The organism is Vibrio rubrogenes (genome assembly GCF_059641415.1).
The window spans coordinates 22,449-29,926 of the sequence record NZ_JCARSY010000040.1 but is presented as its reverse complement, the minus strand read 5'-3'; the positions used below and the strand labels follow the sequence as shown (position 1 = coordinate 29,926).

Annotated in this window: 6 protein-coding genes and 1 pseudogene; 3 read left to right on the top strand and 4 right to left on the bottom strand. The window is 44.3% G+C overall.

Annotated elements, in window-relative coordinates:
* Positions 1–209: 209 nt before the first annotated feature.
* The 4 genes from AC55NX_RS18445 to AC55NX_RS18430 form a co-directional block, all read right to left on the bottom strand.
* The gene (locus AC55NX_RS18445) at positions 210–1,106 is read right to left on the bottom strand and encodes a hypothetical protein (protein WP_496997061.1); all 897 of its coding nucleotides are present in this window, start codon (positions 1,104–1,106) and stop codon (positions 210–212) included.
* Positions 1,107–1,795: 689 nt separating this feature from the next.
* A complete protein-coding gene (locus tag AC55NX_RS18440) occupies positions 1,796–3,328 on the bottom strand; it encodes a hypothetical protein (protein ID WP_496997060.1) in 1,533 nt (510 codons plus the stop codon).
* Positions 3,315–4,313, bottom strand: a complete 999-nt coding sequence (locus tag AC55NX_RS18435) for a caspase family protein (protein ID WP_496997059.1) — start codon at positions 4,311–4,313, stop codon at positions 3,315–3,317. Before AC55NX_RS18435 ends, AC55NX_RS18440 begins: the two co-directional genes overlap by 14 nt.
* A gap of 5 nt (positions 4,314–4,318) precedes the next feature.
* Positions 4,319–5,746 carry a hypothetical protein gene (locus tag AC55NX_RS18430; protein ID WP_496997058.1) on the bottom strand — a complete coding sequence of 476 codons (1,428 nt, stop codon included), beginning with the start codon at positions 5,744–5,746 and terminating at the stop codon, positions 4,319–4,321.
* Positions 5,747–5,926: 180 nt separating this feature from the next.
* On the opposite strand from AC55NX_RS18430, the pseudogene AC55NX_RS18425 reads away from it, so the two are divergent.
* The 3 genes and pseudogenes from AC55NX_RS18425 to AC55NX_RS18415 form a co-directional block, all read left to right on the top strand.
* A pseudogene (locus AC55NX_RS18425) lies at positions 5,927–6,150 on the top strand (MazG nucleotide pyrophosphohydrolase domain-containing protein); the annotation flags it as partial.
* The gene (locus AC55NX_RS18420; RefSeq protein ID WP_496997057.1) at positions 6,135–6,260 is read left to right on the top strand and encodes a hypothetical protein; all 126 of its coding nucleotides are present in this window, start codon (positions 6,135–6,137) and stop codon (positions 6,258–6,260) included. The pseudogene AC55NX_RS18425 and the gene AC55NX_RS18420, both read left to right, overlap by 16 nt.
* Before the next feature lie 211 nt (positions 6,261–6,471).
* A complete protein-coding gene (locus AC55NX_RS18415) occupies positions 6,472–7,470 on the top strand; it encodes an alpha/beta hydrolase family protein (protein ID WP_496997056.1) in 999 nt (332 codons plus the stop codon).
* Positions 7,471–7,478: the final 8 nt, after the last annotated feature.

Sequence of the window (7,478 nt, the reverse complement as noted above, 5' to 3'; positions counted from 1 at the left end):
TACTTCATCTCTCAAATTTAAATAATGATCAGTTTTTTGAAAAAGTGAAGCAGGTATCCAAGACATATTAAATTCAACCTTTCCTTCTTCCTTTTTTGAGGCTTTGAATAGGCAATAGTCATCCTCAAAATAAGTTTCTTCTTGAGAGATTATTTCCGCTTGAAATGCAACAACGCCTCAAACAGCAGCGCAGCTTTGACTTGTTACACCTAGCTCAACTCACCAAAAAGGAGGCTAAATAATGTTGAGTTATTGTTCATAATCGAGACCACCTCACTCGATTGAACGACGCCGTGATCCCTATATAGGAACACATCGAGTAACAGCCCATATGAAATGTGCAGCAAGTAATAGGCATGGGCATATGTAGCCAATTTTGCTGAACTACTTCTGAATGGTGGAAAAACACCACCATGAAACCTCTCATTTCTGGAGTTCGCTAAGACTACTTTTATAAGAAATTTTGATATCTCCTCATCTGAAAATGAAAAAATATCACCAGCAAGATCAACTTCATTACCGCTAAAAATTAACTTTAATAGCCGACCGGCCTTTCTTTGATCGGCTGGTGTAGGCTTGCCATTCGTCCCCGGTGGGTACTTGGCTACAAATTTTTCGACGAAACTAGCCCCTAGCGAACTCTTAGCCCTAGAGAATAATGTTTTAGCATGTTTGTCAGTTTCGTTAGATGCTTCGATAACTCTTTTCGCAGCATATTCGCATGTCTGGTATGGGATTAGAGGCAGATAATTTAGAAATACTGCTGAAGATTTTCCATCATTTAGGATGCGATCAACAAATCCATCAAATCGCGAACAATTTTGGTTTCCTATCTCTTGCTGTACAAGGAAAAATTCGGAGTCTAACGCTTTCCAAACATGATCAAATGCTAGATCAGGACGCTTAGGAAGCATATCAAGAGCATCAATCAGATAACCTAGATAGAATTGAAATTGGTAATCATCTGAGTAGCCCAAATCACAAGAGACTAATGCTTGCTGAAGACCCTTGGACTGAAGCCTATTCAGGAAAGCTTCTTCCACAGGAAAATCGAAGGGTTTTGGCCAGTCATTATTGTACTTAATACGTAATTTTTTAGTGTCCATATGATCTCATTAAGAGGTGTAACAGTTTATGATACAGAACCATTCTATAGGAATACTTCTGTATAACTTACCTCCACCCGTTGAAAATTCTGTCCTAATAGCATGAAAAAACAGACAAATACCATTGAAAAATGTCACTGCGGCAGAAATCACAGCACAACGCTGTCTAATTTGCTCACAAATGATTGACTAACGTTCCCCCACCCACCATACACATCCCGGATAAGCGCCATTTATTCGCGAATAAGCATCCAAACACAAACACAATGCATAGCATTGAATAAGATACATAAAATCGCCAGAAAAAATTAACATAAACAATGACATTTTTTGATGTAGGTAGGTTTTGTATAAAATTGCAGCGTTTTTATTATCAGGAAATTAGCTTTCTAAGAATGTTTCACCCAATTCAAACTAACCACCAAACAAAGAAAACCATTCACGGATGAATGGTTAGGCTTTTCCGGGCAGGACGCCCGTAAAAGCTGGTTCTGGAAAGCGTGTGACCAAGCCAAACAAAAAAGATGTTCTGGTGACGCTTGCATCTTGGCAAGTGTCACTGGCGCACTAGGCACCGATGCTTCTGAAATTGGAAAACATGTTTGTGCGTCATATTTCGGGGCCAGAGGTTGGAATCCAACAACAATGGCTGCTCTCAAGCCCCGAAACATCGACCATGACGAGCAGCGCTACTTCTCCGTCGAGATATTGTTCGTAATCCACTGGTATGTTTCATCTGCACTTAACTGTGTCTCTAAGTTTTTCAGCGTTGCCCGATGATTGTCATCAAAGGCCGGCAACTGATGATTCATGAAATCAAGCGCTGATTCTCCCGCTGCGGGTTGTTGGCCTGCGCCTTTTAAGATACTCAGCGCGGCATTCTGGAGTAAGTTTTGCGTGATCCCCATGGTTTTAGAGAGTTCTGCCGTGACTGGGAGTGTTGAGGTGGTTGGCCGTGCAGCAAAGGTCGCGATTGATGAAACAATGTTTTGTTTGACCCACTCTAAAGCTTCTTCTGGTTTTTCTGTTTGAGACAAATCCCATGTAACAAACGGAGAATCCGTACAAATGCCAACGCCAATTTTTTCGAACAGGCTGTTTTCTTCTACAACGGAAGGGTTGTGACTATCTGCATCGACAACGCCAAGGTAGCCGGCCCGTAATGTCGGGGGAAAATCGAATGTCATCTCGCCGATATCTTCAGTGAGTTTCAGTTTAAACATCACTTTCAGTGCTTTCACATCGGGAGAGTCGCCTAGAAGCCGTTCCAAATTTTCTATGACGACACGCAATAAATCTTGATTGAGTGTCTTTCTCCTCAATAAGGTATGGGCAGCAAACAGCCCAACGATAGGATTAGCAAATTTACCACTGAGCGCGATGCGCATCGATTGACCTGACAACCCTTGCGTCCCGGCGATCAACGAAGTTGTCATGATTTCCGTTGAGGCGAGGGTCTGGTCTTGAGGATCGAAACCTAAAGACCTGTCAGCCATCAGCAGCCGGAGACTGTCATAAGCGATCTGCCCCTTTGTGTATAAACTGAATATCTGTGTTTGAAAACGGTCGGTTAACCATATCGGTATCGCCCGCTGCTGTGCCGGTTGTTCTCCAATCTGTTGTTCAATCAACTCTACAATATAGCCGCCTTGACGTAGTGCCAGAGAAAAGCCGAGCCAGCCCTGACTCTCATTTTGAATCGTGGCATGTATCCTTGAATCAAATACTACGTTGTTATCTTCCCCTGAAATTCGAAAGTAGGCGCGGATAGGCTGTGCCTGCGCCTGATTGATCGTTCGAATCATGAATACGAGATTGGGTTGGTTTGTATGATCAGTCGATGCTTCTTTACTTGACGTTTCTTGACTTAATGCCGCTGCCGCTTGCTCATAGTAATGATGCGATGTGATTGTATTTGATAGCGGAACAGCACTATAGACCTCTGGTTGAGGCGCTAGCGTTGAAATATCTTTATTTAACCTGACGGCCGTCGATTGGGTTTGCCCGCCTAACTTACCTTCCACCTGATAAATGCCTTTTGGGAGTGTCAGTGTCACGGAATTGCTATAGGAGTCGATGACCTGTATCGAACTGTTTTGGGTCCGTTCCAATTTCGGGTCATCCGCCATCATGGCGACGACCTCACCAAAACCGTCGTAAAGTGTTATTTGTAACTCCGGATGGTTCAGGGTAATGGTTAAATTGTGGTTAGAATTTGACATGTTCGTCTCCTTCTCTTATCGCAATGTTGGAACCATCGACACCGTCACATAACAGATGTATGCCAGCCCCCAGAGGTAAGCTCACCGGTTGCTCTGTCGCGACAATTGTTTTCAAAACACTATCTTCAGGCCCAATGACATCGATGTTTCTGCCAACTTTGGCTGTGCTAAACGCAATGACGACTTTTCTTGAGGGCAGCGCGTCACCAAAAATAGGTTCATTTTCACTGATAAAACTGATATCCACTTCTGGTATCTGAGTCTTCCCGTCGTTTTCTGCCAAAGCTCTGGTTCGATTCTCAACATATTGCTTCAGACGTTTTGCCGGTACACCGCCTTGAGTTTGGGCGGCATTGCCATAAAGCGCTTCTAGGAGTGCTTGGGTGAAATATCCTCTGACGTCTGAACTGTCGATATCATTTTCCGCTTCATAAGCGGCATTTTGGTACTCTGTGGAATAAGCGATCATGCGTCTTTCATGACCAGAGAGTTGATCGGGTTTGGGACGGCCTAAAGAGGATGCTGCGCCTTTGCTATTACTGAGTCTGACCCGGCAACAGTCAAAAAAGCAGACAATCTCTTCAAAGCGCCCGGTGCCAGCCAAAAGTTCATAGTAAGCCTCGGAGTCCAGCGCGGCATTGCGTCTGATATGCGACCAAACAGATAAACACAAGTCTGCGCCCATACTGCTGCTAGCCAGACCGTGTCCGCTGAAATATAAGTAAAAGCGGCGCACTTGATTACTTCCAATCCGGTCAAATAACTCGACAAGTGCAACATCAATATCTTCTTGAATCGGCTTATTGGCGTCGGCAGAAGACACAATGAGTCGTCTGTTTTCTTGAGGAAGACCGCCACCATCGTTGGTATCGGTCAGCCAGTTATCGAACGCTATTGCATCGTTGATTGCCCCACTTAAGTTCTTAAAGCCAGGATAGTGGTTAATCCCAACGACCAACCCATAGTCATTTGGATACGTTGCCATTGAAACTAGCCCTCTTGCAGTAGTGTATTGATGCTACTGATGGTGGCCTCATCATCGTCAAAGTCTCCGTGTGTTTCTGAAGTCGTGATAAATGGTGCCACCGCCCCCGGGTTTAACTCGCTACTATTGGACAGAATTAAGCGGTTATCCTGACGCATAAAATCTCTGACTTTGGCGAAAGCATTTTCTTTGTATTGTTCTGGCTGGCTGATATACCGTTCCATGCCAATGATGGGCATATCATCTTTCCCTTCAAGGACACCGGAGATAAAGTAGAGCAGCGAGCGGGTATAAACGTAGGGAACCAGCATGTCATTACATTCATATTGGTCACTCATGGTGTACATTTTGAACGACTGGTAGAAGTTTGGTTGAGGGAGGATGTGTTGTATAAATAAATCATATCTGGCTGCCGGAGCCAGAAAAATTAAGTTGCGGATATCGAGTGATTGCTGGCGTTGTTTCATCGCTTTGAACAGGTGGCAGATGGCTATGGCCCCGGCACTATGACCAACGATATCAATTTTAATGTGATGCTGTTGTTGTAAGGCGATCAGTTTTTCCAGCAGATATGTGCCCGCATGTTGTTCGATCCCGCTGAGATTGGTATTCTCTTGCCACATTTCCTGAGCTGATAATTTCATCCCTCCCCAGACCCACTCCCCGACATCGGCTAGGTAATACTGTTGCAGGATTTCTTCAACAATGGTGGGGTATAAACCGTGATGTGTCCCATTGGCTAAACGTCGGATGACTTGCACGCTCAGCTTGGCTAAATCTTTGATCAGTTTAACGGAGATCCCCCTCGCTTGTCCTTTTGTGGTTTGCGGTCCGGTTATTTTCTGTGCATTGTAACCGGTGAGCATCGCGCTGATTTGCGGGTCTGTCATATCGATTTCTGCCTCAAGCTCTGCTTCGATTTCATCGATCAGATTATCCAGCTCCATCTCTGTCAGGGAAAAATCCGCACCTTTAGCCCCCTGAGAAAGGGTCGGTGTTAAATGCTCAAAAGGTCGCTCATTATTGAGTTCATCAAGTATTTCAGCATCTGTAAGCTCTTTAGCGCCTTTTGCGCCGATTTGAAAATCTGCGGGAAGGTATTTACTTGCTTTTTTGACGACCCAGAGCATGAGTTTTTTAAAGAGCTTCGTTTTGTAGACATCGGTGATACGATCCTGAACGGTTTCTAGCAGCCCCGTTTCCCAGACAATCGTTAATGGGTGCGCGCCTTTGTAGCTTTTGGAAAGTTTTTCGGCGATTTGCATGCCGACGGCTTCTTTATTTAATCCACCATGAAAGTGGATCACGAGTTTATCTTGGGTTTTTAAGAATTCGATGAGGGCATCTACATCTTCTGGGGTTGAATAGTACTTGCCGGTTTTACGAAATGTGCCTGCATCTCCGACGTTCAGGTAGTTCAGTTTAGAAAGCATATTATTATCCTCTGTATAAAACAAAGGCATAACGACGTTTTACGGATAAAACATATGCGATGTTGTGTTATGAAACTTGCATATTCGTTGAATTTAGTTTAGTCCATTCTCAGTTGAGCATCCGTTTTTCTGTGTCGTTTTGAATGGGTGAATTCCCAGAGCTCTATACACTTTTGGCTGAAAATTAAAAAAGAAGCCGATGAAGTGATTGAGGAACTCTCTAAAGAGCGCTTGGACTATCTTGAAGATGAATTAAGTGGTGTTCTGTGGGATTATTTAAATGCGGTTTTGTCTCTGCAATTGAAAATGGCATGTCATGGGATGACATCAAACAAAAGCAGAAAAATGCTCTAGAGAATGAGCAGTCATCGATATACAGCAAACGAGAATGGCGTATTTCCTGACTCAATCCGAGCCAAATAACCCGGTTGCAGACTGCGGGTTGAGCGGGGTTTTCAAAGGCATTGCCGGGACTGGCTCCGGCATTATGGTTCATGGTGCAAAAACGGTTTAATTTTTCGAAAGTGAGCATGATTGTGAATATTGTGGGCGGTCTTTATCTGCTGTATTTATCGGGTGCATCCGCTCTGGATTTCAGCTATGAACTAAGTGTTTCGGCGTAATGGTCAACGCGTGCCATTTTCGGTTCACTCAAGTTTGGCACTTGCTCGTCGCATCTTAACGCTGTTCTATTTTTGGGTTTACGTTAGTTGATAAAGGAAATTATGAAAAAAATCATATTATGTTTTCTGTGTTGCTTCAGTCCGGTAAGTTTGGCAACGATAGGGATTGCAGAAGGGAGCTATCAGGATCTTGTAAGGCAGAGAACCATTGAAGTTAAGTTCTTCTATCCGACAGCGATGAATGCACCGGAGAATATTTTTGCTGAAAATGCGGCTTTCTATGGATTTAAGGCTGCAAAGGACGCAGCACCAAAGGGTAAGCGTCTACCGCTATACATCCTTGTTCACGGCACTTCAGGGAACTGGAAGAATCTATCATGGCTGGGAAGCAATCTGGCAGAGCAAGGTGCTTTCGTTGTGTCAGCAAATCATCCCGGTTATACCACAGGACAAGCGACCCCTGAGCGCGTGCTGAGAATGTGGGAGCAACCGCGAGATGTCTCTTTTCTGATCGATCAGATACTCTCAGGTGATTACGCTAAATACATAGACAAAGATAATATATCGGTTATCGGCTACTCTCTTGGCGGCTATACAGCACTGGCATTAGCCGGGGCAAGATTCGATATTTCGGGGTATCAGGCATACTGTCATCAACACCATGATGACTCATGCAACTACTACAAAAACACGTTTGATGGTCTTTCTCAACAGGAGCATCTTCTGATCTCCGGTGATTACCGAGATAAACGCGTCACAAAAGCAATTGCCATCGTACCGGGCTATGTGCCTGCGATATTGCCGCAATCGTTAGAGACGTTGTCGGCTCAAACCGTGATCGTCGGTGGTGAACTCGATGAGACGATTCCGCCGAAGTTACAAATTCTTCCTTATATAACGGCTCACCAGAGCCAACTCTCTTACAAAGAAATCAAAGGTGCGTCGCACTTTAGTTTTATGCAAAACTGTAAGCCTCAAGCCATTGAAATCTTGGCTGAGGAGGGGGCTGCTTTTGTCTGCCAAGAAGCAGGTAGCGTTGATCGAACATCAATTCATCAAGCGTTACTTGATATCGTCGACCAACAGAAAGCTAAAATATAGCCCTGATT

Excerpts from the sequence above, each read along its gene's own strand:
- AC55NX_RS18420 (WP_496997057.1), top strand. The coding sequence starts at position 6,135 with ATGGCGTATTTCCTGACTCAATCCGAGCCAAATAACCCGGTTGCAGAC.
- AC55NX_RS18415 (WP_496997056.1), top strand. The coding sequence starts at position 6,472 with ATGAAAAAAATCATATTATGTTTTCTGTGTTGCTTCAGTCCGGTAAGT.
- AC55NX_RS18435 (WP_496997059.1), bottom strand. The coding sequence starts at position 4,313 with ATGGCAACGTATCCAAATGACTATGGGTTGGTCGTTGGGATTAACCAC.
- AC55NX_RS18430 (WP_496997058.1), bottom strand. The coding sequence starts at position 5,746 with ATGCTTTCTAAACTGAACTACCTGAACGTCGGAGATGCAGGCACATTT.
- AC55NX_RS18445 (WP_496997061.1), bottom strand. The coding sequence starts at position 1,106 with ATGGACACTAAAAAATTACGTATTAAGTACAATAATGACTGGCCAAAA.
- AC55NX_RS18440 (WP_496997060.1), bottom strand. The coding sequence starts at position 3,328 with ATGTCAAATTCTAACCACAATTTAACCATTACCCTGAACCATCCGGAG.